This window comes from Streptomyces sp. NPDC004539, from assembly GCF_040610055.1.
GTDB lineage: Bacteria > Actinomycetota > Actinomycetes > Streptomycetales > Streptomycetaceae > Streptomyces.
The window spans coordinates 1-22,460 of sequence record NZ_JBEXLS010000030.1 but is presented as its reverse complement, the minus strand read 5'-3'; the positions used below and the strand labels follow the sequence as shown (position 1 = coordinate 22,460).

The 22,460-nt window shown below is 70.8% G+C and carries 25 protein-coding genes, 1 tRNA gene, 1 other RNA gene and 1 pseudogene; 3 read left to right on the top strand and 25 right to left on the bottom strand.

What is annotated here, in order from left to right:
* Positions 1–136 precede the first annotated feature (136 nt).
* Together purD and ABZX85_RS41420 are read right to left on the bottom strand one after the other, a co-directional pair.
* The gene (purD, locus tag ABZX85_RS41425) at positions 137–1,390 is read right to left on the bottom strand and encodes a phosphoribosylamine--glycine ligase (protein WP_355881372.1); all 1,254 of its coding nucleotides are present in this window, start codon (positions 1,388–1,390) and stop codon (positions 137–139) included.
* Positions 1,391–2,004: 614 nt separating this feature from the next.
* The gene (locus ABZX85_RS41420) at positions 2,005–4,374 is read right to left on the bottom strand and encodes a DNA polymerase III subunit gamma and tau (protein WP_355881369.1); all 2,370 of its coding nucleotides are present in this window, start codon (positions 4,372–4,374) and stop codon (positions 2,005–2,007) included.
* 203 nt (positions 4,375–4,577) lie between these two features.
* On the opposite strand from ABZX85_RS41420, the pseudogene ABZX85_RS41415 reads away from it, so the two are divergent.
* Positions 4,578–5,075, top strand: a pseudogene (locus tag ABZX85_RS41415) (histidine phosphatase family protein); the annotation flags it as partial.
* Between the two features lie 485 nt (positions 5,076–5,560).
* Here ABZX85_RS41415 and ABZX85_RS41410 read toward each other — a convergent pair.
* The 3 genes from ABZX85_RS41410 to ffs form a co-directional block, all read right to left on the bottom strand.
* On the bottom strand, positions 5,561–5,695 hold the full coding sequence (locus ABZX85_RS41410) for a hypothetical protein (RefSeq protein WP_355881366.1): 135 nt from the start codon (positions 5,693–5,695) through the stop codon (positions 5,561–5,563).
* On the bottom strand, positions 5,696–6,088 hold the full coding sequence (locus ABZX85_RS41405; protein ID WP_355881363.1) for a hypothetical protein: 393 nt from the start codon (positions 6,086–6,088) through the stop codon (positions 5,696–5,698).
* Positions 6,089–6,280: 192 nt separating this feature from the next.
* Positions 6,281–6,377, bottom strand: an RNA gene (gene ffs / locus ABZX85_RS41400) — signal recognition particle sRNA small type.
* 107 nt (positions 6,378–6,484) lie between these two features.
* Between ffs and ABZX85_RS41395 the strand changes: the two genes are divergently transcribed.
* Positions 6,485–6,569 (top strand) — tRNA-Ser (locus ABZX85_RS41395).
* 65 nt (positions 6,570–6,634) lie between these two features.
* Here the strand turns inward: ABZX85_RS41395 and ABZX85_RS41390 are convergent.
* The 18 genes from ABZX85_RS41390 to ABZX85_RS41305 form a co-directional block, all read right to left on the bottom strand.
* Complete coding sequence (locus ABZX85_RS41390) at positions 6,635–7,918, bottom strand: site-specific integrase (protein WP_355881360.1); 1,284 nt, start codon at positions 7,916–7,918, stop codon at positions 6,635–6,637.
* 83 nt (positions 7,919–8,001) lie between these two features.
* A complete protein-coding gene (locus tag ABZX85_RS41385) occupies positions 8,002–8,214 on the bottom strand; it encodes an excisionase family DNA-binding protein (RefSeq protein WP_355881357.1) in 213 nt (70 codons plus the stop codon).
* A gap of 440 nt (positions 8,215–8,654) precedes the next feature.
* Positions 8,655–10,130: an ATP-binding protein gene (locus tag ABZX85_RS41380; protein ID WP_355881354.1), complete on the bottom strand. Its 1,476-nt coding sequence runs from the start codon at positions 10,128–10,130 to the stop codon at positions 8,655–8,657.
* 3 nt (positions 10,131–10,133) lie between these two features.
* Positions 10,134–11,003 (bottom strand): bifunctional DNA primase/polymerase, encoded by an 870-nt coding sequence (locus tag ABZX85_RS41375; RefSeq protein WP_355881351.1) that lies wholly within the window; start codon positions 11,001–11,003, stop codon positions 10,134–10,136.
* Positions 11,004–11,093: 90 nt separating this feature from the next.
* Positions 11,094–11,324 (bottom strand): hypothetical protein, encoded by a 231-nt coding sequence (locus ABZX85_RS41370; protein WP_355881348.1) that lies wholly within the window; start codon positions 11,322–11,324, stop codon positions 11,094–11,096.
* A gap of 20 nt (positions 11,325–11,344) precedes the next feature.
* Complete coding sequence (locus ABZX85_RS41365; RefSeq protein WP_355881345.1) at positions 11,345–11,635, bottom strand: hypothetical protein; 291 nt, start codon at positions 11,633–11,635, stop codon at positions 11,345–11,347.
* 13 nt (positions 11,636–11,648) lie between these two features.
* Positions 11,649–12,149, bottom strand: coding sequence for a hypothetical protein (locus tag ABZX85_RS41360; RefSeq protein ID WP_355881342.1), 501 nt, complete (start codon positions 12,147–12,149; stop codon positions 11,649–11,651).
* A 22-nt stretch (positions 12,150–12,171) separates the two neighbouring features.
* A complete protein-coding gene (locus ABZX85_RS41355; protein WP_355881339.1) occupies positions 12,172–12,360 on the bottom strand; it encodes a hypothetical protein in 189 nt (62 codons plus the stop codon).
* Positions 12,351–12,629: a hypothetical protein gene (locus ABZX85_RS41350; RefSeq protein ID WP_355881336.1), complete on the bottom strand. Its 279-nt coding sequence runs from the start codon at positions 12,627–12,629 to the stop codon at positions 12,351–12,353. Before ABZX85_RS41350 ends, ABZX85_RS41355 begins: the two co-directional genes overlap by 10 nt.
* Positions 12,630–12,776: 147 nt before the next feature.
* Complete coding sequence (locus ABZX85_RS41345) at positions 12,777–14,858, bottom strand: cell division protein FtsK (RefSeq protein ID WP_355881333.1); 2,082 nt, start codon at positions 14,856–14,858, stop codon at positions 12,777–12,779.
* Between the two features lie 100 nt (positions 14,859–14,958).
* The gene (locus tag ABZX85_RS41340) at positions 14,959–15,138 is read right to left on the bottom strand and encodes a DUF6257 family protein (RefSeq protein WP_355881330.1); all 180 of its coding nucleotides are present in this window, start codon (positions 15,136–15,138) and stop codon (positions 14,959–14,961) included.
* Between the two features lie 12 nt (positions 15,139–15,150).
* Complete coding sequence (locus ABZX85_RS41335) at positions 15,151–15,567, bottom strand: RRQRL motif-containing zinc-binding protein (RefSeq protein WP_355881327.1); 417 nt, start codon at positions 15,565–15,567, stop codon at positions 15,151–15,153.
* On the bottom strand, positions 15,564–16,712 hold the full coding sequence (locus ABZX85_RS41330) for a conjugal transfer protein (RefSeq protein ID WP_355881325.1): 1,149 nt from the start codon (positions 16,710–16,712) through the stop codon (positions 15,564–15,566). Before ABZX85_RS41330 ends, ABZX85_RS41335 begins: the two co-directional genes overlap by 4 nt.
* Positions 16,709–17,356 (bottom strand): GGDEF domain-containing protein, encoded by a 648-nt coding sequence (locus ABZX85_RS41325; RefSeq protein ID WP_355881323.1) that lies wholly within the window; start codon positions 17,354–17,356, stop codon positions 16,709–16,711. Before ABZX85_RS41325 ends, ABZX85_RS41330 begins: the two co-directional genes overlap by 4 nt.
* Entirely contained in the window at positions 17,353–17,619 is a 267-nt protein-coding gene (locus tag ABZX85_RS41320; RefSeq protein WP_355881320.1) for a hypothetical protein, read from the bottom strand. The genes ABZX85_RS41325 and ABZX85_RS41320 overlap by 4 nt, the downstream gene beginning before the upstream one ends.
* A complete protein-coding gene (locus ABZX85_RS41315) occupies positions 17,616–17,903 on the bottom strand; it encodes a hypothetical protein (RefSeq protein ID WP_355881318.1) in 288 nt (95 codons plus the stop codon). The genes ABZX85_RS41320 and ABZX85_RS41315 overlap by 4 nt, the downstream gene beginning before the upstream one ends.
* Positions 17,903–18,355, bottom strand: coding sequence for a Pycsar system effector family protein (locus ABZX85_RS41310; protein ID WP_355881315.1), 453 nt, complete (start codon positions 18,353–18,355; stop codon positions 17,903–17,905). Before ABZX85_RS41310 ends, ABZX85_RS41315 begins: the two co-directional genes overlap by 1 nt.
* Positions 18,352–18,642 (bottom strand): hypothetical protein, encoded by a 291-nt coding sequence (locus ABZX85_RS41305; RefSeq protein WP_355881692.1) that lies wholly within the window; start codon positions 18,640–18,642, stop codon positions 18,352–18,354. The genes ABZX85_RS41310 and ABZX85_RS41305 overlap by 4 nt, the downstream gene beginning before the upstream one ends.
* Before the next feature lie 581 nt (positions 18,643–19,223).
* On the opposite strand from ABZX85_RS41305, the gene ABZX85_RS41300 reads away from it, so the two are divergent.
* Positions 19,224–20,594, top strand: a complete 1,371-nt coding sequence (locus ABZX85_RS41300) for a hypothetical protein (protein ID WP_355881312.1) — start codon at positions 19,224–19,226, stop codon at positions 20,592–20,594.
* A 5-nt stretch (positions 20,595–20,599) separates the two neighbouring features.
* Here ABZX85_RS41300 and ABZX85_RS41295 read toward each other — a convergent pair whose 3' ends face one another.
* Together ABZX85_RS41295 and ABZX85_RS41290 are read right to left on the bottom strand one after the other, a co-directional pair.
* Positions 20,600–21,502 (bottom strand): aminoglycoside phosphotransferase family protein, encoded by a 903-nt coding sequence (locus ABZX85_RS41295; RefSeq protein ID WP_355881309.1) that lies wholly within the window; start codon positions 21,500–21,502, stop codon positions 20,600–20,602.
* Positions 21,499–21,951 carry a GntR family transcriptional regulator gene (locus tag ABZX85_RS41290; protein WP_355881306.1) on the bottom strand — a complete coding sequence of 151 codons (453 nt, stop codon included), beginning with the start codon at positions 21,949–21,951 and terminating at the stop codon, positions 21,499–21,501. Before ABZX85_RS41290 ends, ABZX85_RS41295 begins: the two co-directional genes overlap by 4 nt.
* Positions 21,952–22,460: the final 509 nt, after the last annotated feature.

Below are 22,460 nucleotides of genomic sequence, written 5' to 3'. Positions count from 1 at the left end.
GCCGGATGGCGCGACGGTCACTCGATGGAATGGCTTTGGGGAGAGGTGGCTGACGGAAGCGCGGGGGATCAGGAAAAGAAAGGGCCCCGCATCCTGAGACGGACGCGGGGCCTTCCGGGTTCACTTCAGGGCGTCGTCACGCCTCCGCCGCCGCCTTCGCCGCGATGTCCGTGCGGTGCTGGGAGCCGTCGAGGGTGATGCGGGAGACGGCCGTGTAGGCGCGGGCGCGGGCGTGGGTGAGGGTGTCGCCGGTGGCGGTGACGGAGAGGACCCGGCCGCCGGCGCTGAGCACGTCCGCGCCCTCGCGCCGGGTGCCCGCGTGCAGGACGTACGCGTGCGGGGCGTCCTCGGCGGTGACCTCGTCGAGGCCGGTGATCGGGTCGCCGGTGCGGGGGGTGCCGGGGTAGTTGTGGGAGGCGACGACGACGGTGACGGCGGCCTCCTCGCTCCAGCGCAGGGCGGGCAGGTCGGCGAGGGTGCCGTTCGCGGCGGCGAGCAGGACGCCGGCCAGCGGGGTCTTCAGGCGGGCCAGGACGACCTGGGTCTCCGGGTCGCCGAAACGGGCGTTGAACTCGATGACCCGTACGCCCCGGCTCGTGATCGCCAGGCCGGCGTAGAGCAGGCCCGAGAAGGGGGTGCCGCGGCGGCGCATCTCGTCGACCGTCGGCTGGAGGACGCTCTCCAGGACCTCGTCCACCAGCTTCGGGTCCGCCCACGGGAGGGGGGAGTACGCGCCCATGCCGCCGGTGTTGGGGCCCTCGTCGCCGTCCAGCGCGCGCTTGAAGTCCTGGGCGGGCTGGAGGGGGACGACCGTCTCGCCGTCGGTGATCGCGAAGAGGGAGACCTCGGGGCCGTCCAGGAACTCCTCGATGACGACGCGTTCGCAGGCCGCCGCGTGCTCCTTGGCCGCGGCCAGGTCGTCGGTGACGACGACGCCCTTGCCGGCCGCGAGACCGTCGTCCTTCACGACGTACGGGGCGCCGAACGCGTCCAGCGCCTCGGCGGCCTCCTCCGGGGTCGTGCACACGTAGGAACGGGCCGTCGGGACGCCCGCCCCCGCCATGATCTCCTTCGCGAACGCCTTCGAGCCCTCCAGCTGGGCGGCCTCGCCGGACGGGCCGAACACCGGAATCCCCGCCTCGCGCACGGCGTCGGCGACGCCCGCCACCAGCGGCGCCTCCGGCCCCACGACGACCAGCTGCGCGTCCAGCGCCTTCGCCAGCGCCGCCACCGCCGCGCCGTCCAGGGCGTCCACCGGGTGCAACTCCGCCACCTCGGCGATGCCGGCGTTGCCGGGGGCGCAGTGCAGCGCCGTCACGGCGGGGTCGAGGGACAGGGAACGGCACAGGGCGTGTTCGCGGGCGCCGGTTCCGATGACGAGGACGTTCACGGGGTCAGCGTAACCGCTGAGCGCGGGGGGTCGGATTGGGTGGAGGTTCCTCCAAAGGGAGGGGGGTGGAGGGCGGGGGTCGGGTTCGGGGAGGCCGACCACACCTCGCCTCCGAGGCACCCACCCCTGGGGGCTGCGCCCCCCGGCCCCCGCTCCGGCCCTGAACGGGCCTTGTCCTCAAACGCCGGACGGGCTGGATGGGTGGCAGGGGGTGGGGGAGGAGGGGTTGGGCAGAGGATGGGCAGAGGGTTCCGAGGCCGTCGGCCCGGGGGTTCTGGGGCGGCTTCGGGGATTTGGGGTACCAGGACTCGGGGTGCCGCGGGGCTCGGGATGTCGGCGGACTCAGAGCCCCGTCGGATTCGAGGGCCCGGAGCTTCGGAAGTCCGGGGGGATTCGCAGTCACCGGAGGTCGGAGGTGCCCCAAGGATTCGCGGTTCCGGAAGCTTCGAAGCCCGGGAGGGTTCGGGGTCCCGGCATTCGGAGGTACCAGAGCTTCGCGGTCAGGGCTGATTCCGAGCACCGGCCGATTCGAAGCCCCGGCTCGAAACCCCGGCTCGGAGTCTCCGGAACCTCAGACCCGGAGGTTCCGGCCCCCGAGCCCCGCACGCCCTCCCCTACTCGTTCGTGAACTCCTCCATCACCGTCGCCCCCAGCTCCCGCACGATCAGTTCGTGGCCGGAGAGGGCTGATTCGTTGAGGTCGGGGTCGTCGTCCTCGGGGGTGTCGTCCTCGGGGGCGACGATGTCGTGGTGGGCCGGGGGTGGTGGGGGCGGGGTGGGGGCCGTGGGGCGGGGGGTGGGTTGTGGGGTCGGCTGGGGGGTGGGGGTCGGGGGGGCCGACTGGTAGGCGGGGGCGGCGGGGGGCGGGGGCTGGTACGCCGGGGGCGGGGGGGCGTAGCCCTGCGGGGGGCCGCCCATGGGACCGCCCATGGCGCCGCTCATGGGGGCGCCGCCTCCGCCCGTGGGGTCGACCACCGCGTCGATCTTCCACTGGACGTTGAACTGCTCCGCCAGCGCCTGCTTGAGGGCCTCCTCGCTGCCGCTGCTGGTGAACTTGTCGCGGGCGCCGGCGTTGACGAAGCCGAGCTGGAGCGTCGAGCCGTCGAAGCCCGCGACCTGCGCGTTCTGGCTGAGGAGAATCCAGGCGAAGCGGCGGCGCGTCTTGACGGCTTCGAGGATGTCGGGCCAGAGCATGCGGGGGTCGATGCCGCCGGCCGGAGGGGCGTAGGCGCCGCCCTGGTCGGCCGGGGGGCCGGGGGCGTACGCGGGTCCGCCGTGCGCGGGCGCCGGAGCGCCGGGCTGTCCCGGGGGCTGGGCCGCGCGGGCCGCGCTGCCGGGCGGCGCCGCCGTCGGCCAGCCACCGGGCTTGCGGCCGGCACCGGTGGGCGCGGGGGTGGGCCAGGCGCCGGGGGCTTCGGGGGCGGGGGGTGCGGACGGCTGCTCGGCGGGCGGGGCGTACCCGGCGGGCTGGGCCGGTGGGGCGTACGCGGGCGTCTGGGCCGGGGCGGGAGGGGTGTACGACGTCGGCGTCTGCGGCGTGCCCGTCGCGCCGGGTGCCGGAGCCGGGGCCGTACCGGCCGGGGGCAGGCCCGCGCCGGGGCCCGCCGGCGTCGTACCCATGCCGGGGGCCCCCGGTGTCGTACCGGGCGTGCCCGCGCCGAAGCCCGCCGGGGACGTACCCATGCCGGGGCCCGCCGGGGCCGGGCCGCCGCGGACCGCTGCTCGGGCCGCTGCCGCGCCGCCGCCCTGGGGGGCCGGCATGTGGGCGTCGGAGGCGGGGGCGTAGGAGACGGGGATGCCGGCGGGGACGCTCGCGGCGGCGTTGCTCACGCCGCGTTCGACGCGGTCGAGGCGGGCCATCAGGGAGCGTTCGTCGGTGTAGGCGGCGGGCAGGAGCACGCGCGCGCAGATCAGCTCCAGCTGGAGGCGCGGGGAGGTCGCGCCGCGCATCTCGGTCAACCCCTCGTTGACCAGGTCGGCGGCGCGGCTGAGCTCGGCCGCGCCGAAGACGCCGGCCTGGGCCTGCATGCGCTCGACGACGTCCGCCGGGGCGTCGATGAGGCCCTTCTCCGCGGCGTCCGGCACGGCCGCGAGGATGACGAGGTCGCGCAGCCGCTCCAGGAGGTCGGCGACGAAGCGGCGCGGGTCGTTGCCCCCCTCGATGACTCGGTCGACGACCTCGAAGGCCGCCGCGCCGTCGCCCGTGGCGAACGACTCGACGACGGAGTCGAGCAGCGAGCTCTCCGTGTACCCGAGGAGGGAGGTCGCCATCGTGTACGTCACGCCCTCGGCGGTGGCGCCCGCGAGGAGCTGGTCCATCACCGACATCGAGTCCCGCACGGAACCGGCGCCCGAGCGCACGACGAGCGGCAGGACGCCCTCCTCGACGGGGATGGCCTCCTTCTGGCACACCTGACCGAGGTAGTCGCGCAGGGTGCCCGGCGGGACCAGGCGGAAGGGGTAGTGATGCGTACGCGAACGGATCGTGCCGATGACCTTCTCGGGCTCCGTCGTCGCGAAGATGAACTTCAGGTGCTCCGGGGGCTCCTCGACGACCTTCAGCAGCGCGTTGAAACCGGCCGACGTGACCATGTGGGCCTCGTCGATGATGTAGATCTTGTAGCGGCTGCGGGCGGGGCCGAAGAACGCTTTCTCGCGTAGGTCACGCGCGTCGTCCACGCCGCCGTGGGACGCGGCGTCGATCTCGATGACGTCGATCGACCCCGGGCCGTTGCGCGCGAGGTCCTTGCAGGACTCGCACTCCCCGCACGGCGTCGGCGTCGGCCCCTGCTCGCAGTTCAGGCACCTCGCGAGGATGCGCGCGCTCGTCGTCTTCCCGCAGCCGCGCGGGCCGCTGAACAGGTACGCGTGATTGACCCGGTTGTTGCGCAGCGCCTGCTGCAACGGGTCTGTCACATGCTCCTGCCCGATGACCTCGGCGAACGACTCCGGGCGATAACGGCGGTACAGCGCGAGAGACGACACGCCTACGAGGTTATAGGCGCCCACTGACAACGCGGACCGCGAGCGGGGCGGGGGGTGAGATCCAGCTCACGGAGATCTCGCGGTTCTCATGCTTATCTGAAACCTCAAGCGTCTTGGGAGCGCTCCCCCATCGCCGCGGGACTCCCCGCTCCCCTCCCCCCACCGTCGCGGGAACCCCACTCCCCCACGCGCGAGGAGCCCCCATGCCCCTCTACTTCCTCCGGCACGGCGAGTCCGAGGCCAACGAGCAGAATCGATTCGCTGGACGTCTGGACACCCCCCTCACCTCCCTCGGCCACCGCCAGGCCGCCCAGGCCGCCGACCGCGTCGCCGCCCTCGCGGCAGGCGGCGTACACATCGACGAGGTACACACCTCCACCCTTCGCCGCGCCCGGGACACCGCCCGGACGGTCGTCGCGCGGCTGCCTCGGCCGCCCTCCCGGGTGACCGCCGACGAGGCGCTCACCGAGCGCGACTTCGGGGTCTTCAGCGGGCACAACAAGAGCCTCGTCAAGAAGACGATCGGCTTCGCCGGCTACACCGAGGCGTTCCACTCGCCGACCGGGCGGCCTCCCGGGGGCGAGGACTGGGCGGACATGCACGCGCGCGTGGACGCCTACTACCGGGAGGTGCTGCTGCCCGCCTCGCGCGCGGGGCGCACGATTCTGGTCGTCGCCCACAAGTACGTCGTCGAGATGTTCGCGCTGGTCGTCGCGGGGGCCTCGCCTCGGGAGTACCGCGACTTCAAGATCCCCAACGCCCGTCCGCTGTCCGAGGCGAATCTGCGGCGCGCGGTCGCCGCTCCCGCCGCGACGGGCCTCCTCAACGACCTCGGCGAGGTCGTCGAGATCCGCCTCCCGCTGCTGGTCGCGTGCGCGGCCGTCGCCGGGGTCGCCGTTCAGCTCGCCGTCGGCGTACGCGTTCCCCCGGTGGTGTTCGCCGTGGTCCTCACGGGGCTGCTCGCCGTGGGGTCGTTCTTCGCGATGCTGCGGGTGGCGCCGGGGACGCTGCGCGATCCGGTCGGGAGTCTGCGTACGGCGTGGCCGTTGCTGGTGCCTCGGGTCGTCCTCGGGCTCGTGCTGCTGTGGTCGGACCACGGGAGCGTGCTGCTCCGGCTGGCCGGGCTGTTCCTCCTCCTGCCGCCCGCCCTCATCGCGCCGACACTGTCCCTGCTGTGGGGCGGCGACTACTTCTTCGCGGTACGGCACACCGTGGCGGCGTCGCTCGCGCTGCCCGCGGTGCTGCTGGCCGGGCTCGCCGTTCCCGCGCTGTTCGGTGGGGGCGTCGTGGAGATCTCGGCGTTGTGGCCGGCGTTGCTCACCTATGGCGGGGTGCTGGTGTCGGCGCTCGTCGTGCCGGGGGTGGGGGCGCGGGTGCTGCGGGGGCGGGACCCGATCCGGGCCGGGGCGTTGAGTACGAACTGGGGGTGGGTCGGGGGGTTCGCTCTGGTGCCGTTGGCGGGGGTGGCGACGTTCGCCCTGACGCCGGGGGCGGGGGCGGGGTGGGACTGGGCGCTGGTGCGGAGCCTGGCGCTGGCCATCCTGGTGACGGGGGTCGGGCTCGTGGGGTTGCGGCTGCTGGCGGTGCTGTTCCTGCGCCGGTCGTCGGGGTCGGGGCCGTGGGGGGCGGGGCTGTCGGGTCCGCGGGGTTCGGGGGTCGGACGTGACCTGTTCATCACCCAGAGCACGCCCAACGTCTTCCTCTGGCTCGCCATGACGGCGGTGGTGGCGCCCAGTACGGGGCGGCATCCTTCGGTCGTGGGGTTGGGGGTCGCCCTCGTCTTCTTCCTGGGGATCTACGCGGACGAGCGCGTGTTCCTCTGGGCGCATCACAGGGGGGTGTCCGCCTCGACCCCGCTCACCGGCGCTTCGGCTTCGGCTTCGGCTTCGGCTTCGGCTTCGGGGCAACGTAAGACCCCCCACGCACCCGCCAGAGCCGACCTACCCTTGCTGCCTTCCGGCCCTGGGGGAGTTCAGTCAGATAGCGCCGCGTGAGGGGCTACCCCCCAGCCTACCCGATCCCCCACCCCCTTCCTTCCCGCCTCCCTCCCCCTCTCCCCCTCCCCGAACGAGTTCGCAACCACCCTCCGACGTCATGTAATGTTCCGACCGGAGGATTCGCCTAGTGGCCTAGGGCGCACGCTTGGAAAGCGTGTTGGGGGCAACCCCTCACGAGTTCGAATCTCGTATCCTCCGCACTTGCCTGAACAGGCAAAACGAGGGGTCCCGCTGGTTTGCAGCGGGACCCCTCGTCGTTGTCCTTAGCCCTCGTTGTTCTGGTTTTTGTCCACAGGGGGCGTTTCCGGGGGTCCCCAGATCGCTTCGGCGATCTTCCGGGCGACGTCCTTGAGCATGGCGTCCGGCACGTGCAGGTAGCGCGCCCGCATGCTCACGGAAGTGCCCGGCTCCCATCCCATGATCTGGTCGATGACGCGGTCCGGGACACCGAGCAGCATGAGCACGGTGGCGGCCGTGTGCCGGGCATCGTGCAGCCGGGCATCCCGGACGCCGGCGTCGTCCAACAGGCGCTTCCAGTCGTGGTAGTCCGTGTTCGGGCTGAGCGGGCCGCCCAGGGGCTTGGTGAACACGTAGTCCGATTCGGTCCACAGGTCACCGGCCGCCTGGCGCTCGCGCTTCTGGATCTCGGCGTGTGCGCGGAGCATGGCGACCAGCGGGCCAGGCAGGGGGACGGCGCGACGGCCGGCGCGGGACTTGGTGTTCTTGGTCTCGCGGCGGGTCTGCTCCCTGCTCGGGCAGTACCCCGCCTTCCTGCCGCACGGCGAGGACTCCGGGCACCCGTGCTTGTACCGAGGGCGCAGGCGGTTCCGGCGGAGCTTGAGGTACTCGTTATCCAGGTCGACATCCACCCAACGCAGTCCAAGGGTCTCGCCCTGACGCAGACCGAGCGCGAGTGCCAGCACCCAACGGGCGCTGTTCCGGCGCTTGTTGGCTTCGAGCAACAGGCACTGGACTTCTTCGACGGAGTAGGGCTCTACCTCGTTCTCGTCCTCTTCCATCCGGGGCGGCTTCGCCAACGACCCGGCGTTCTTCGCCGCGTAGCCACGCCGTACCGCCTCCCCCAACGCGGTTCGCGCGGTGCGGTGGACCTGGTGAGCCGTACCGGCCTTACGCTCCCCGTTGGCCTGCATCCGGCGGTACAGGCTTTCCAGGTGTTCGGGCTGCAAGCGGTCAAGGCGGTGCTTGCCGACGCCGGGAACGAGGTGGACGCGGACGGCGACCTCGTAGCCGTCGTACGTGTTCTCGCTGACGGTCGGTTTGGCGATGTTCTCGACCCAGTGGAGCAGCCATTTTCCGACCGTCCACAGCTTTCCGGGCTGTTGGGCCGTGCCCTGGTCACGCTGCTTCTCCAGCCGCTTGACCTCTTCTTTCAGGGCGTCTTCCGTGGTGCGGGTGATGTGCCTGCGGTAGGGCTCCCCGTCGTCCTTGTAGCCCATCGGGACGCGGGCGTGCCAACGGCCGTCCGCCCCGAGGTAGATCGCCGTTTCGCCGTTGGCGCGGCGGGTCCGCTTCTTTTCCTCTGCCACAGGCAGGCTCCTGCTTTCGTGCGTGTCGGGATTGGGACCGGGGCGGCGGGTTGTCCTGTCCGGGAGCCGCCGCCCCGGCGTCGTCAAGCGGCGCGTTGGGCGGTTCGGAGACGGGCCGCGTAGGCGGCGGGCGCGTCGGCGGGAACGCGGCGGAGTCGGCCGACCATGACGGACTCCAGTTCTCCGGTGCGGATGAGTTCGAAGCAGAGGGTTCGGCCGATGCGGAGTCGGCGGGCGGCTTCTTCGACCTTGAGGAGTACGAGGGTCGCGTCTTCGGCGGGGTGGGCCGTTTCCATGGGCGGGGCACTCCTTCGGTTCAGGAGGGGGCGTGTGTGTCCGAGGTTCGGATTTCTGCGTCATTGCGTCATGTGCGTCATGCGGTGGCTTTGAGCTGGGGTTTTGCATGACGCAGGGGTTCGGGTCTGCGTCATGGTTCGTCATGGGGGTGCGTCATGGCATGACGTACATGACGCAGGGATGACGCAGGTTCGGCCGTCTGCGTCATGGTCGTTCGTGCAGGCCGGGGGCCGTTTTGCCGTCCGTATGACGCACATGACGCAGCGTTCCCCTACTTAGGAAAAAGAGGGGGTGTCTGTGGTGGTGCGGTGCGGCTCAGGGCGTGAAGAAGGAGCCGCGCGGCGGCGCGTCTTTGGGCGGCGCGAGCGCCGAACAGCAAGAAGAGCACGCCTGGCCGGTGGTGCTCTTCTTGCTTGTGAGCGGTCGCGGCGGTGCCGGTTCAGAACGCGGGCTGCTGCTCGGGCAGAGGCGGGCCGGGTACGCGGCTCATCTCGATGTACCGGCCCGCGTAGTTGCGGCCGGAGTCGATGACGACACCCCTCGCGGCGAGGGTCGGCTGAAGCCGCTTGAGGCGGTCCGAGAGGACCTTGCCGGTGGTCGGCCAGCCCTTGGGCAGGGGGCGGAAGTCGTCGCCGGTGTACTGGCGGGAGAGGCAGTGCAGCCACTCCGACGACGTCATCCGCTGCGCTCCCCCCGGCTCGATGCTCGCGGCGTGCGCGAGAACCGTCTGCGCCAACAGGTCGCCCTCGATGACGTCGTCGTTGAGGTCGTCGAGACTGGCCCGGTACGCGGGGAGCGCTCCTAGGCCGGTGGCTGCGTCGAGCTGGGCGCACAGGTGCGCGAAGTCGGCCATGCGCAGGTCCGTCGGGGTCTGCGCGTCGACCGCGCGGACCTTGACCGTAAGGTCGAGCAGCGATCCGAGGACGACCGGCAGCGCTTCCGCGTAGTCGGTCCACAACTCTGTCTCCGTGCGCCGGACGCGGGGGCGTTCCAGGCGCAGGGGGAGGAGGCGTTCGGCGAGGTCGGGGCGGATGACGCCGACGTCGATGCCGGTCATGAGCAGGGGGCGGCGGTAGCCGACGCGGAAGACGTCGCCGTCGGTGAACAGGGCGCGTTTGACGTTCTCGGCGCCGGTGACGATGCAGCACATGGCGTCGGAGAGTTCCGGTGTCATGTGGGAGAGGTTGTCCAGCGCGGTGACCCATCCGGCGGCGACGGCCGTGATCAGGTTCTCCTCGTCCTTCGGGGCGCGGCGCAGGTCGCCGCTCATGCCCTCGATGATGCGTACGAGCATCCGCCCGCCGGTCGACTTGCCGGCGCCCTGGGGGCCGGTGAGGAACGGGGCGGGGACGGGGATGGACGGCGCGAGGCAGCCGATCAGCCAGGCGATCGCCAGGCACTCGGTCGCCGCGTTGGCGAAGTTGCACAGGCCCAATAGGAGGTCGATGCCCTTGCCGTCGGTGTCCCGGGCCGGGAGGGGGAGTTCGCCGGTGAGCTGGGTGCGCCGCCAGCACACTTCCTGCGGGTCGGGAACGGTGATCTCCCACCCGGTGGGGTGGATGCGCACGGACTGCCCGTCGTCGCGCCCGAGGTCCAGCCAGGTGGCCCCGTCGGACCCGGGGGCGACGCGGATGTGCACGGGCTGCACGTCGTCTGTCATCGCGAGCGCCTCGATCAAGTCCAGCGCTTCCTTCAGCGCGGTCCCGTTGAACACGCCGATCCCGTCGCGGAAGAGGCCGACCATGAGTTCCTGCCGGTGGCTGCCGGCCGTTCCCTGGGAGCGGATCGGGCGGGCCACGGGGTGGCCGTTGCGCTGCGCGTACACGGTCCCGTCGGGGGTGCGGAAGTACCGGAAGTGGGACTGCGCGTAGTCGGTGATGACCTCGCGTGCGGGGTTCTTGTCGTCGTCCGCCACGGGTCACATCCCCAGTCGGGCGAGGGCGTTGGCCCATGCGTCGGTGCAGTGCCGGGGGGTTTCACCCTTGGCCTGTGCGGCGGTGAACAGCCGGTTGACGTGGGTGTCGGTGAGGCAGCCGCATGCCCCGTGTGCGGCCAGCACGGCGAGGAACGTCCGGTAGACGGTGGCGTGCACCGCGCTGCGGGCGTCGCTGATCCGCTGTTCCGCCATGGCGATCCCGCGTTCCAGATAGGCGGGCATGCGGTGCGGGCATTCGCCCCCGTGGCCCCTCAGAGGCACTGAGAGCCGTTGTGGCGCCCTGGGGGCCGGGGATGCTTCCTTTACTGCCAGCGCACGGACAACGGGCGGGAGAACGGCTGTGGGGCCGGTGCCGGGTCCGAGCCAACGGGCGTATGCCATAAGGGACTTGATGTCGACGCCGGGCCGGACGGCGTTCGAGGACGGCATGGTGCCCTGGTAGATCCAGTGCTCGCCGCGCGTCGTCGGCACGGTCCGCGTCGCGGGCAGGGTGGCACGGGCCCACGTGACGGCCGCCTCGTCGTCGAGGTCGACGACGGTGAGTCCGGCGCCGCCGGGGTGGTACGCGACCGCTGCGGCTTCCCGCCATGCCGGCGCCCATGCGGGCGATGCGAGGACACACGGGTTGGTGGTTGCGGCGGCCCACGCGTGGCACGGCAGCGCGCACGCGCAGGGGCCCGGCGTCTTCATGTTCGAGCGCCCGCCGCACGCGTTGTCCTTGCAGGTCCGGCAGTTGCCGAACGGGACTTTGCCCGCCCGCAGGGGCAGCACGGGGACACCGGCCGCCGCGAGGGCGAGGGCGGTACTCAGGGGCGTCACGCCTACTCGCGGGAAGGGCATGGGTTGGGTCATGCTGTAGGTCTCCTGATTCTGTTCAGTCGGGATGGGGAGACCGAGGGCGGCGTGTTGTCCTTGTCCGGGAGCCGCCGCCCTCGGGCGTAGCTACTGCGGGGTGTGGCCGGCGCGGCGGATGAGGCTCGCGATGGTGGCCACGGTGGGGTAGTCCCATCCGGCGATCCAGTCGACGATCAGCCGGTCGTAGGCGCCCAGTTCGACACCCGCGCGGTCGAGTTCGGCGAGCAGCACATCGCGTTGGGCGGCGTGCGGGAGGTAGCCGAACGGTGCGGTGTCGAGGGGTCCGTCCGAGACGGGGTCGTTGGCGCGGTGGTGCATGGGTCCGTCGGCTCCTCTGCTCAGAAGGGGGGTTCGTCGCTGTAGCCGCCGGAACCCCAGGGGTCGCGGGCGGTGTCGCGGCGACGCAGGAATCGGGGGCGGCGGGGGAGGGGCAGCAGGACCGTGCACCGGTTGGGGTTCCAGCAGTCGCAGGGAATCCATTCGGTGCCGGCGTACTCGCCGTTGTGGTCGCCGTAGTCGTGGTGGTGACCGCCCTCGCCCTGGCAGTCGGGGCAGTGGGGGCGGGGTGTGTCGGTGAGGGCCAGGGCGCGGTGGGTCGCGCAGACGACCTTGAGGCGGAGTCGGAGCATGGGCGGGGGTCTCCTAGCCGTGGTTGTCGGTCTTGGCCCACACGCCGGCGGTCCGGGTGTGGGTGGTGCGCTGGTCCTGGTAGACGGGTCCGTCGTAGTGGTGGTGGTGCGTGTCCGGGGCGGCCTCGCGGGCGCGGGTGAAGAGTCGGGCGAGGGCGAGGACGGGCACGGCGACGGCGGCGGGGGCGGCGCAGATCATGCCGATGACGGTGGGGTCGGCCTGCCGGGAGGCGACCAGGATGCCGATCGCGACCAGCCCCGGGGGGACGGTGGCCAGTCCGGCGGTCAGCATGAGCCGGGACGCGTCGACCGCCCGCTGAGACATCGGCGGGATGCCCGGCTGAGCCACGGGCGGGGTGTCGCCGTGAGCCGGGAGGGGGCTGGTGTCCCGGTAGGAGGTCGGGACGGCAGGGGCGGGGCGGTAGGCGTCGGCGATGATCCGCGCGGCCTCGGCTTCGGCTGCGGCCTCGCTCAGCGCGGCGCCGGCCGGGGTGGGGGTGGTGTCGGGCGGCATGACGGGAACCTCGTTCCTGGGGTCAGGGGTTGGGGATGGCGTGGATGACGGCGGTGGTGAGGCTGTTGATGGGTTCGGCGGCGCCGGTGGCGGCGAGGAAGAACCCGAACATGACGGCGATGAACGCGGCGCCGGGGGTGAGGCTGTGGCCGCGCAAGAGGAAGAACAGGACGAGTCCGAAGAGGAGGACGAGGGAGAGGGTCACGGCCATGTGGGGTACTCCGGGTCGGTGTCGCGGTGGCGGGGGCGGTGGGGTCGGGTGCCGTCGTGGTGGACGGCGCGGCCGGTGTTGAGCAGACGGCGGCCGGTGCGGAGGCGGTAGCGGTGTCCGTGGCAGCGGCGGCAGAGTTTGACCGTGCGGCGGGCCTGGCGGATGCCGGTGCCGGAGCACTTCCGGCACGGGGCGAACGGCTGCACGAAACACAACACTGCGTAACCGGCGGCGGTCAGGAAGACGGCGAGGCTAGCGAGAGCCAGCACGGCTCACATCCCCTCTCAGGGTAGTTCCGGGGTGTTTCCGCAGGTGGGCCGCTAGACGCTAGTGAGCTGATCAGCGGCCCTGCGGGGTGCTAGTAGACGTGCTAGACCTAGCAGCGGAAGCCGCTAGGTCTAGCAGCGGTGCTCGGGCTAGGCGGCGGCCCGATCGGCGTTACGCCGTGTAATCGCGGCGGTGATGTCGGCGCGCTTGATGCCGCGCCGGTTGGCGCCCTCGCCGTCGTCGGTGGTGCCCCACACCTGGCCCGGTTTGACCCCCCAGGGCTTGAGGGCGGCGGTGACGTTTTCGCCCTGCCACCCGGCGTACGTGGCGGGGTCGGAGGCGGTGAGGCGGACCGCGATGCGCTCGCACCACACGGCCTTCTCGTCGTCCGCGATGACGTCCAGGACGTCGGCGAGGATGTCCGACCCGGTCGTCGTGTTCTCCGGGCCCTTGCCGACGGCGTGGCCGGTGACGTTGCCGTACGCCTCACGGGCGGTGCGGGCGCGGGCGACGACGCGTTCGGCGGCGACCGCGTCGACGAACGCGGACGCGACGATGCGGGGGTCGTCGCCCTCGCCGGCCATCCAGCAGATGCCCCGGTCGGAGCGGGAGAACATCGTTGCCCGGTACCCGGACTTGTACATCGACGTGCCGAGCACCATGTCGTTGGCGGGCTGGCCCATGACCTTGAGGCAGAACCGCAGGACGGCGTTCGCGCTGATGCCGGTGGGCAGGGACTTCGCGTCGGGCCGCTGGGTGCCGAACATGGCCACGATCCCCAGCGCGGGACCGCGCTTGGTCAGGTCGGTGCAGATCGCCTCGATCTCCTTGCCGTGCTCCTCGTGCTCGAACGGCACCTGGCACTCGTCGAAGCCGACCACAATCGGGTGCAGCCCCAGACTCTTGTCACCGGCCAGCTCCGGCGTCACCTTCGACTCCGGGCAGCGCGTACGGGGCAGGGACTTGATGACCTTCGCCCGCCGCCGCAACTCGTCTTTCAGCTCCCGCAGCGAATCGACGACATAGGCGATGTCGTCGTCCTCCTCGCCGGCGCGGTAGCGGTGGCAGACCGGTTCCAGGGCGCCGAAGTCGCCGGTGCCCTTGAAGTCGAACGCGTAGAGGTCCGCGCGCGGATCGAGAGCGGCGATCAGCAGGAGCAGCCGCATGAGGAACGTCTTGCCCATGCGGGGGATCGAGCCGACGACGACGGACGCGAACATGAGGGTGACGGACACGTCGCGCATGCGCTGGTCATTGCCGAACACCACCGGCCTGAACAGATCGACCGTGCCGGACTTGGCCAGGGGCCAGGCGGGTTTGGTGGTCTCGTTCATCGGCTTGTCCCCCACCCACAGCACAAGCCGTCCCTCGTGCTGCTCGGGGTCGGGGGCGGGCCACACACAGCCGGTCTTGCGCCGCAGGCCGGACGCGAGCGGCTTACGGGCCTCCATGATGTCCTCGGGCGTCACCCCGTAGGGGAGATCGAGATCGGCGCGGTAGCCGGGCCCGTCACGGACGATCTCCGAGACGAACCGCAGCCCGTTCATGTCCCCGCCCTTCTTGATGGCGGCGGTGACCTTCGTGTTCCCGATCGAGTCGAGACCGCGCAGGACGATCGAGCCGGTGAGCTTCTGCACCTCGGTCTTCAGCACCGCCGGACCGACGACCGGGGCGTCGGGCTGCTGCCCGCCCATGCCGAGCAGCAGCACCCCGCCGCACGCGAACGCGTACAGGAACTCGGGCGCGAGAACGTAGAGGTAGAGGGCGAAGCCGAGGCCGAACACGGCCGCGACCAGCGTGACCAGGCCCCGCAGCCGGATGCGTCCCGCGCGCAGCCGGGACAGGCGCATGTATTCCTCTACGTCCTCGGTGCGGACCGCGAAGTCCCGCAGCGGGGCGGCCTCGCGGTCCCACACCCACCGGTTGGTGGACGAGACGAACCGGCAGGCGCCCCGCGGGGACATCAGGGCGAGGCGTCCGGCATACACCGGGACACGGACCCCGTGGTAGAGGGCGGCGTATCCGGCGTTCGCGCCGGCGTGCCGGGCGGTGGCGAGGAAGTCACGCCGGTTGGTGAGCCATCCGGCAAGCACCGGCTTGCGCTTGTCGATCCGCACGCCCGGTTCCGGCAGCGCCGGATTGTCCACCGCCACAGGCGGGGCGGGGGTGTCGTCGTCGGGGCGGGTTTCGGGCACGGGATGCAGGTGCGGGCCCGTCGTGGTGTCCGTCATGCTGGGTACTCCCTGCTGCTTCGCGGAAATCGGGGTGGCGGGGCGAAAACCCGGGGGCGGCCTTGTTTCCTTGGCCGGGACGACCGCCCCCGGGGCGTTGCTACTTCTTGCCGTCGCGGCGGCGCGCGGCGGTCTTCTCGATGCGCTCGATGCGGCGCTTCAGGTCGGAGAGGTCGACGCCGTCACCGGCGATGCCCCGCTTGGCCATCCGGGCGGTGAGGGCGGCGATGCGCACCTTCTCGCCGGTCGTGAAGTCGGAGAACCTGATGTCGTCGGCCATGGTCAGCAGTCCTTACAGTCGGTCGTGCTCGGGAAAGCGGGGGTTCGGGGTGTGAGCGGTGTCGGGGAAAGCGCAGGGCACGCACGCCCCGAGCGACGGCGGGATGACGTATCCGGCGTCGCGCCGGCAGTCGGGGCAGGTGCGGCGGGCGCGCATCATCGCGTGATGCGCCCGCCACATGCCCTCGCTCATCGGCCGCACGGGGCGGGCGAGGTCGACCCGGTACAGGTACGCCGTCAGCGGCTCACGCCGGCGACGCGGGCGCAGAACCTGACCTGCGACGCACTGTCCGCCGGGGCGCAGTCCGCGTACGCGCAGCTGTCGGCGGGTGGCGTACCCGTCCGGCGCCATGCGCCACGGGTAGGTGGGGATGCCGAAGCGCTCGCCGGCCGGGTCGAAGCAGTCGGCAAGCGTCAACCGCCGGTTCACGGGGCGACGGCGCCGGCGGCGGTGGCGGTGGCGCGTTCCGCGAGGATCGTGTCCCGCAGCAGCCGGGCGTTCGCCGGCGAGGTGTGCAGTTCCCGGCGGATGCCCTCACCGGTGATCCGGTCGTCCGCCCAGCCGTTCGTCAGCTTCCGTGCTTCGGCGAGCAACTGATCCGCCGTACGCCGGGGACGCGGCGATCGGGCGACCTGGGGGACGCGTCCGGTCGCCCGACGCGTCCGGCTCGATGCCGCCGGAACCGCCCGCACCGCCGGAACCGGCAGGGGAGGCGGGGGCGGGGCGATCGGGGTCGGTACAGAGGTGAACGGCTTCAGCGGGGGAATCGACTTGCCCAGATCGATCGCGACCGGATCGGGCACCGAGAATCGAGTCAACGTGACCGACGGCGCGGGGGTCGATTCCCGCAGGTCAGCCATAGACCGATTCCTCACGGGATCGGTCGATTCCTCCGCATTCGCGATCGAGGTGGGATTGGGTGCCGGATCGGGGGTGACGCCCCCGAACATCGAGCCGAGGGAGGCGTCCGCGCCGGCGGTGATCCGCTCGCGCTGCACATCGAGCAGCCTCGATCCGAGTTCCGCGTCCCCGATCCCGACCTTGCGCGCGAGGCGCCACGACGTCCGGTCGGATCGCTTGCGGACCTTGGGGTCGGGGTGGTTGGCGGCGCGGGCGCGGTGGTAGGCGAGGGCCTGCACGACGTCGGCGGTGCGGCGCTCGTTCTCCGCGTCGCGGCCGTCGGTGTGGACGACGATGCGGCGGGCGAGGAACGCCATGCCCTCGGCGGAGACGGACATGCCCATCGGGGTGAGCGCGTAGACGACCGTCCGCCCCGCGTCCGGCGCGGCCATGGCGCCCATGACGGCGGCGGCGGCCGGCAGCGCCCACAGGCCGGCGCGGACGATGCGCGGCGAGGACTGGCCCAGCATCGTCAAGCCCAGCAGGACCAGGGCGAGGACGGCGGTCGCGCCCTCACCGGCACCCAGGGCACCGAGGGCGGTACCGCGTCCGTAGGCGTGGCCGATGTTGCTGTACGTGCCGATCCCACCGACCACACCCGTGGCCAGCATCGGCACAAACGCGGCCGACAACACACCGATCTGAACACGCGTCAGAGGCTTGGGGGAGGTCATCGGACCGCCTCCCTGCCGGTGGTGCCGGGCCGGCCGAAGCGACGGCCGTGGACCGTCGGCAGCACGGGCAGCGTCGCGCCGTCGGGGGCGATGCTCGCGCCCCCGCCCTCGCGCTTGATCCGGTACATCCGCTCGTCGGCCACCCGCAGCAGCGCGGACAGGTCCCCGCCACGGCCGGTGTGCCGGGCGACGCCGACCGACACGGACACGTCGACCGGACGGCCCTGGGACAGGACCGGCCGCTCGATGCTGCCAACCAGCTCCAGCACATGGCCGCCCAGCCCCTCACCGGCGTCGACGACGGCGGCGAACTCGTCACCGCCCAGCCGACCCGCCACCCCGCCGTACCCGGCGGCCCACGCGCCCAGCCGCATGCCGACCGTGCGGATCACCGCGTCACCGGCCGCATGCCCGAACGTGTCGTTGATCTCCTTGAACCCGTCCAGGTCCAGCAGCAGAACCGCCCGCCCCTCGCCCCTGGCGAGGAGTTTGTGGGCGCGGTCCTCGAACGCGTCCCGCGTCCACAGCCCGGTCAACGGATCGTGCCGCGCCGCCTCTACCTTGCGGCCCAGCAACAGCGCGTGCACCGACCAGCCGGCCGCCAACGGCAGACCAGCGACAGCAGCGAACAGAACCTCACTCATGCCGCGCCCCCGTCCGTGCCGTGGTGGCGGTAGGTGGTGGGCGGCTTCGTCGCGAGCCGCTTGCGCAGGTACGCGGTGTGCCAGCCGAGTCCCCAGTCGGCGGACGGCGGCTCACCCAGGGCACCGGTCAGGGCCACGACCGCGTCCAACGCCCGGTCCTCCAGCAGCAGCCGGTACGCCTCACGCTCGCCGGCCGTGGCCGGGGCGGGAAGCCGGATCGCCTCCAGCACAGCGGCCAGGAACTCACGGATGTCGTCGTTCACCACAGCCACCCCCGCTTCTTCGGCGGGGTGGCCGCCTGCTCCGCACGGTCGGCCGTGGCCCTCAGTCCGTCACGGCGCCCGCGCTGCCGGTCCGCCTCCCGCTGCGCACCGGCCGCCCTGGCCGGGTCGCTGTAGTCACGCCCCTGGCGCCCGTAGACGTCGGCGGTCATCTGCTGCCGCTGCGCCTCACGGTCGGCCTCGTGCGCCATCTGCCGCAAGCGCGGCGCCTGCTGCGCGGCCCACTGCTGCTCCGGGGTCCGCATGTCCTTGAACCGGCGGCCCATCACACAACACCCCCGACCCCGGCGAGAACCCCCGCCACGACCAGCAGCACACACCCGACGAACGTCAGGTCCACCGCGCGGCGCAGGCACGTGAACTTCACGACCGCCAGCCGCGACAAACCGGCGACGTCCGCAGCCATGTCCCGCGCCGCGAGGGCGGTGGTGATCTCCTCACCGGTCAGCGTGGCCCACAGCGGGAACCCGTGACGCCCCTTGAGGTTCGGGCGCGTCGACCGCAGCAGCAGACCCGCCGCCCCGACCAGCGCCGCGACCCCGAACCCGCCCACCACGTACGCGGGGACGTTCAGGGGGATGTCCTTGGCGACCGTCCACACACCCGCCAGAACCGCGCCGACGAACGCCAGCAACAGCCCGGTCTTCGTGTCCGTCCGCGTGATCTCCGCCTTGACCTCGGCGTGCGCGGCCTCAACAGCCTTCAGCGTCTCGCTCATGCCGCTTCCCCCGTCCCCAACCGCAGACCACGAACGGACCGCAGGAACGGCACCGTGCGGGTCAGCGCGTCGGCGTAAAGGGCGTCCCAACCGGCGATCTCGTCACCGGCGTCCGCGTCCGCCCGCAGGTCGGCGAGGACGTCACGGGCCGCGTCCTCACGTGCGGCCCGCTCGTCGTCCGTCTCGGACTCCAGCGGACCCCGGAACAGCTCGGCGTCGATACCGAGCGCCAGTTCCGCGAACTCGAAGTCACCGTGCGCCTCTTGGCCGGCGACGAACATGCGCATACGCATGGTGCGTCTCTCCTCTGATTCGTCGGGATGGGGAGACCGGTAAGCAGCGCGTTGTCCTTGTCCGGGAGTGCGCCGCACCGGTCATCCGGGCCAACACCGCAGGAAGCGGCGGGCCAGTGGTCCCGGACGGAAGTCGATTCCGCGCCCTCACGGCTGGATACCGGGACCGACGGTCGTCACCCGGCCGTCACGGGGACGGGGTCAAACCCCGTCGTTCTCAAAGCTCTCTGTTGAGTTCTCAAGGAACCGGCGCTTCCTTCGTACTCACCCCCTCGGGCTTTCCTCCGTGCGCTACACGGTCGGCGTACACACCCCGCATTTCTGCGTGGTGTGTATTACCTACCACTCACGTTGGCAGATGGATTCCGTGTCGTCAACCCGTGGCTTTCGAATCGGACCCGCCGGCCGTCTCGTGCGGTGGTGGTTCAACTGTCGCCAGACAGCCAGCACTTCGGGAGCGTGTACTAGGGGGTGCACTCGTGCACTCCTATGTGCACCCCCTCCACACCGACGCCCTGACCTGCGTAGAGTGACGTTGAGTCAAGCTGGTACTACACCCGCTCCTTGGGGGTCCGATGGCAGACCGGAACGCCGGACTGGCCGCGCTCATGCAAGAAGCCGACTTCTCCCACAAGTCCCTTGCTCGCGCGGTCGTCACCGCTGCCGCCCAGTCGGGTGAGGACGTCACCTGTGACCACACCTACGTGACCAGGTGGCTCAAGGGCTCCATCCCGCGCGGCAACATGCCGCAGTTCATCGCCGACGCGATCGGGCGCAAGGTGGGGCGCCGCCTCACGATCGACGACATCGGGATGGGCGGCGCGGCCGTGTCCGCCGTACAGCCGGAGTTGGGACTCGACTTCGCGGACAGGCCGGAGTACGCGGCCAAGACCGTGGCCGACCTGTGGCGTGCCGACCTCGCGGACGCTGAGACGCTGGTTCGGGCCCTGCCGGATTCCGCCGCTTGGAACACGGCTTCCCTCCGCTGGATCGTGGCCCCTCCGGACGGGGAGCTGACGCGGTCCGGCACTCGTGCGGTCGGCGCGGTGGATGTGGACATGGTGCGCTCAACAGCCGACGCGTTCAGCATGCTTGACGGCAAGTTCGGCGGTGGCCATGCCCGGCGGGCGCTGATTCAGTACCTGCACACGGATGTCCGGCCCATGCTCGATGGGAAGTACTCCGACGACGTGGGCAGGCAACTGCACTCAGCCGTTGCGGAGGCGCTCCTACTCGCCGGCTGGATGTCATACGACAGCGGCCTTCACGGCATCGCTCAGCGGTACCTCATCCAGGCACTGCGCATGACGCAAGCGGCTGGTGACCGGCTTCTCGGCGGAAGCATCCTGTCCGCCATGAGCCATCAGGCCACGTTCTTGGGCCGGTACCAGGACGCCGCGACCCTCGCCCGCGCCGCGTACACCGGTCCCGGTCCCGCACTGGGCCCTACGATGGCCGCGCAGTTCCGCGCGATGGAGGCTCGGGCACTGGCCCGACTCGGAGATGAACGCGGCTGTGACCTCGCCCTCGCAGAGGCGGAACGCAAGCTCAACCAGCGGACGGCCGACAGTGACCCGCCGTATATCGCGTACTTCGACGAAATCGAGCTTGCTGCGGAGATCGGCCACTGTTTTCGCGACCTAGGACGTTCCGTCGAATCTGCCCAGAGGGGAGGAGTTTCCATATTCGGTGACGGCCTGAACAACCGAAGCGACTTCTTCGCGACGATGGTTCAGGCCGAGACATACATCAATCAAGGGGAGATCGGCCGTGGATTCGAAATCGCACTGAGCGCACTGCAAATGGGCGAAGGTTTGAAGTCCGCACGCTGCATTCAGTATGTGCGGGAGTTTCAGGGCCGCGTCACGGGCGGGATGAGGCGGGCCACGGAGTTCCACATGTTCGAGGAACAAGCCCGTGGATTCCGCCTCTGGCAACAGGCATGACGCTACTAGAACGGCGCCCAATCTCGTCGGGACCCACCCGATCGTAGGCTTCGAACCCGCTTCTCCACTTCTTCGGCCGCGCGTGCATTGGTGCCAGCATTCTGGGAAAGCCACGTGACCATCAGAAGCTCCCGGACGCTTCGCAGAACCGTGTACCCAGACCATTCCCGCACGTCGAACCCGTATCCATCGACGAAATCGGCGTACTCGGCTTCAGTGTGCCAACCAAAGCTGTCGTAGTACATGGCAGTCTGCATGAGGTCCCACTCTCGGCACCCCGTAACGAAACCGTCCAAGTCGATTACCTTCGGACGACCAGCCGCATCACGCAGGACGTTCCCCACGTTGAAGTCACCATGAAGATGCCCCGCCGGAAGCTCAAACCGGAGGCTCTCATACTCAGCCGCCAAATCGATGGCCATTGACTGTAGGTAAGCGCGGGTGGATTCCTGAATAGCAGCGCTCTTTAAACGCTCCGCAACTCTTTCGAAAGGCTTAAGAGGCGGAATTGAAAAATTCGGCGGCTCCAGGTCGTGAAGTCGCCGCAGCAGTACACCCATCTCCCCCGTGCTCGCGTACGTATCTCCGTCGGAAAGACATTCCCAAAAGGTCACCGGGTGCCCCTCAACGACGACCGGCTGTTCGGCCGTCGTGACGAGTCGTGCCGCCGGATAACCTTCGGATTCGAGCCATTCCGCGACAGCCACTTCCCTGCGGACGGACAGAAGCCGATCGGGACTACGGCCGACCCGCGAGACGATTCGGCCGCCATCCAAACGAAACACCGCATGGTCGCCGAACCGCAGCATCTCGATCCCGTCCGGGTCCACGTCCGCGACCTCGCACGCCTTACGCAAGATGGCACCCGCCGCGTCAGCGTCGAATTCGGTTCGCTCAGTAGTCGTCATGCCGTCTGAGTACCCCGTCCGACCGGCAACGCACGTACTTCGCGCCCACGCACGGCGCCTTTGCCGATGAGCCCTTGCCCCTCCATCTGCGCGATGGCGGAACGGACGGCCGTCCGCGACGCCCCGAAGCGCTCGCACAGCTCCTTCTCCGTCGGGAAGCGGTCGCCGACGCTGACCCCGCCGGCACGCAACAGGTCGGTCACCTTCTCGACCAACGGCCGACGGTCGCCGCTGCCGGCGACGAACCACCCGGCGCCCTGCACCGACTCGACAACGCCCTCAGCCCTGAGGGCGGCAAGTGCCCGTTCGATCGTGCTGCGGCTCACGTTGTACTCGCTCACGAGCGCCGCCTGAGACGGCAACGCCTCAGTGATCTTCCCTTTCCTGATCTTCTCGCGGAGCCGTTCCGAGACCTCAAGGTACGTACCTCGCGGACTGCCCTGCGGCACGTGGCCTCCCCTTCTCTGACCTCGCCGGCGTCTCAGTGGCGCCTCACTGTCTCCAGCTTCCCACGCCCCCTGAAACCGGCACATGGCCTCGCCTCCCACCACTCCGTTCGCCACCGTTCGTTGTCCTGGTCTTTGTCCAGTACGCCGACGACCGCCACCGTTCACCGCCGTACGCGCACCCCCTCTGACCTGCCGCGCGGACCCCCACGAACGCCCACGGACGGCCCTACGGATAGTTGGAAAGCGTGTTGGGGGCAACCCCTCACGAGTTCGAATCTCGTATCCTCCGCCAGTGCCTCACCGGGCACGATGTCGAAGGGCCCCACCGTTCGCGGTGGGGCCCTTCGACGTTGGTGGGCGGAGATCGCCGCATCGGGCGGGCAAGAGGGCGGGGTGGCGCGGGGGTTGCGGGGCTACTGAGTTTGAACTCGGGTTGTCGTAGCTGCTGACAGAGCTTGATCCTCGCGGTACGCCGTCTGTTATGAGGTATGCGCAGGGCGGTGGTCTGT

Coding starts and splice junctions, on each gene's coding strand:
- ABZX85_RS41375 (WP_355881351.1), bottom strand. CDS start 11,003: ATGACCCAACCCATGCCCTTCCCGCGAGTAGGCGTGACGCCCCTGAGT.
- ABZX85_RS41370 (WP_355881348.1), bottom strand. CDS start 11,324: ATGCACCACCGCGCCAACGACCCCGTCTCGGACGGACCCCTCGACACC.
- ABZX85_RS41325 (WP_355881323.1), bottom strand. CDS start 17,356: ATGAGTGAGGTTCTGTTCGCTGCTGTCGCTGGTCTGCCGTTGGCGGCC.
- ABZX85_RS41405 (WP_355881363.1), bottom strand. CDS start 6,088: ATGGCGAGCCAGAGGAAGACGTTGGGCGTGCTCTGGGTGATGAACAGG.
- ABZX85_RS41300 (WP_355881312.1), top strand. CDS start 19,224: ATGGCAGACCGGAACGCCGGACTGGCCGCGCTCATGCAAGAAGCCGAC.
- ABZX85_RS41295 (WP_355881309.1), bottom strand. CDS start 21,502: ATGACGACTACTGAGCGAACCGAATTCGACGCTGACGCGGCGGGTGCC.
- ABZX85_RS41360 (WP_355881342.1), bottom strand. CDS start 12,149: ATGCCGCCCGACACCACCCCCACCCCGGCCGGCGCCGCGCTGAGCGAG.
- ABZX85_RS41310 (WP_355881315.1), bottom strand. CDS start 18,355: ATGAGCGAGACGCTGAAGGCTGTTGAGGCCGCGCACGCCGAGGTCAAG.
- ABZX85_RS41315 (WP_355881318.1), bottom strand. CDS start 17,903: ATGGGCCGCCGGTTCAAGGACATGCGGACCCCGGAGCAGCAGTGGGCC.
- ABZX85_RS41340 (WP_355881330.1), bottom strand. CDS start 15,138: ATGGCCGACGACATCAGGTTCTCCGACTTCACGACCGGCGAGAAGGTG.
- ABZX85_RS41385 (WP_355881357.1), bottom strand. CDS start 8,214: ATGGAAACGGCCCACCCCGCCGAAGACGCGACCCTCGTACTCCTCAAG.
- ABZX85_RS41330 (WP_355881325.1), bottom strand. CDS start 16,712: ATGACCTCCCCCAAGCCTCTGACGCGTGTTCAGATCGGTGTGTTGTCG.
- ABZX85_RS41365 (WP_355881345.1), bottom strand. CDS start 11,635: ATGCTCCGACTCCGCCTCAAGGTCGTCTGCGCGACCCACCGCGCCCTG.
- ABZX85_RS41305 (WP_355881692.1), bottom strand. CDS start 18,642: ATGCGCATGTTCGTCGCCGGCCAAGAGGCGCACGGTGACTTCGAGTTC.
- ABZX85_RS41345 (WP_355881333.1), bottom strand. CDS start 14,858: ATGACGGACACCACGACGGGCCCGCACCTGCATCCCGTGCCCGAAACC.
- ABZX85_RS41355 (WP_355881339.1), bottom strand. CDS start 12,360: ATGGCCGTGACCCTCTCCCTCGTCCTCCTCTTCGGACTCGTCCTGTTC.